Here is a 1,454-nt window from a genome sequence, read left to right as displayed (position 1 = left end):
GATTACGGGATATCTCCTCTGTTGTTGCTGAAAGTTCTTCAGAAGATGAAGCAAGGGAGGTTGATATGGTCTTTGACTCTGCTATCAATTTCTTAATGCTTGCTATTGCCTCATTTAGTGATTGAGAAATCACTCCAAGTTCGTCTTTGCTTTCCATTTTTACATTAACTGATAAGTCTCCCTTTGCGACTTTTTCAAGTACTTCTTTTAATTCTGTAACTGGATTTTTAACAGAACGAGAAATAAATATAGCAAAGCCAATGCCTATTAGAATTGAAGCAGCTGTGAAAATAACTATAACTAAAATTTCTCTCATGATAATTGAATTTATCTCTTCAAGCCTTGCATTAAGTGTTTTATTATGAAAAGCTACCTGATCATCAAGAGCTTTAAAAAGGCGATCAAGCTTTGGTGAAACTTCACGATTAAAAATTTCTATTGCCTCCTTATTTTTTCCTGCCATTGAGAGTTCTATTATTTTATTGTTTGCCTGAGCTGCATCACTTATTGCCTCTTCAAGGTTTTTTATAAGTTGCTCACCTTCTTTTGTATGGGTTATCTTTTTTATTGCCTCTAATTTTTCCCTGTATTTAGTTCTATTTTCATCAATGGCTTTTTTAAGCTCCTGTTTTTTCTTTAAATCTTCAGTAAGTATCATATTTTTTACATTATTAATTATTTCTGCAAAAATCCTTCTTATACCCACTGCATAGTTGAGTTTTTTAATTCTTTCGTCAATATCTGAAACATCACTTTTTATGAATTGTAATTGAATAAGAGTTATAGCACTTGATAAAGCTAAGAGCAAAATTAAAACTCCAAAACCAACTGTGAGTTTTTTACCAATTGTAAGGTTTTTAAACATTCTTAATCCCTCCTTTTTTATTTTTTTATTACATTATAAAGTAATCTCATTTATTTTTCAATCAGTTTTCACTACGGCTATATCAAAAAGTTTTCCGCCTCTGAGACCCCTTTCTTTTTTTGAGAAGAATTATAAAATATTGAGTATAATAATAAATAAAAACTGTATTGGAGGGTTTTATGGAATGGGAAAAGGTAGTAGACAAAATAAGAGATTTGATTTTAGGGGAGATAAAAGAGGAGTTAAGGGATTTTAAGGCAACAGTTTCAGGACAGCTTCAGGGATTTGCAATTGCCCTTGACTCAATCAATACAAGAATGAATTCAATTGAATCAAGACAGGCAAGCATTGAGTCTGAACTTAAGGACATAAGACGGGCTATTGATGAAACGAACAAAAGGATTGATGATACTAATAAGCGAATTGATGAACTCAGGGTTGAGCTTAAAACAGAGATTATGATGAATACACAGAGGATTGATGAAACGAACAAAAGGATTGATGATACGAACAAAAGGATTGATGATACGAACAAAAGGATTGATGAAACGAACAAAAGGATTGATGAAACGAACAAAAGGATTGACGA

Annotated in this window: 2 protein-coding genes; one reads left to right on the top strand and one right to left on the bottom strand. The window is 32.0% G+C overall.

What is annotated here, in order from left to right:
- Window positions 1-865, bottom strand: an 865-nt coding sequence (locus ACP5O9_RS08540) for an MCP four helix bundle domain-containing protein (protein WP_428723835.1), incomplete at its 3' end; no start/stop codon positions are given.
- 179 nt (window positions 866-1,044) lie between these two features.
- Between ACP5O9_RS08540 and ACP5O9_RS08535 the strand changes: the two genes are divergently transcribed.
- Window positions 1,045-1,454 (top strand): LA_3659 family protein (locus ACP5O9_RS08535; RefSeq protein WP_428723834.1); only part of this gene is annotated, 410 nt, incomplete at its 3' end.

It is taken from the genome of Thermodesulfovibrio sp., from assembly GCF_049969575.1.
GTDB lineage: Bacteria > Nitrospirota > Thermodesulfovibrionia > Thermodesulfovibrionales > Thermodesulfovibrionaceae > Thermodesulfovibrio > Thermodesulfovibrio obliviosus.
This window is presented reverse-complemented; position numbering and strand designations above follow the sequence as displayed.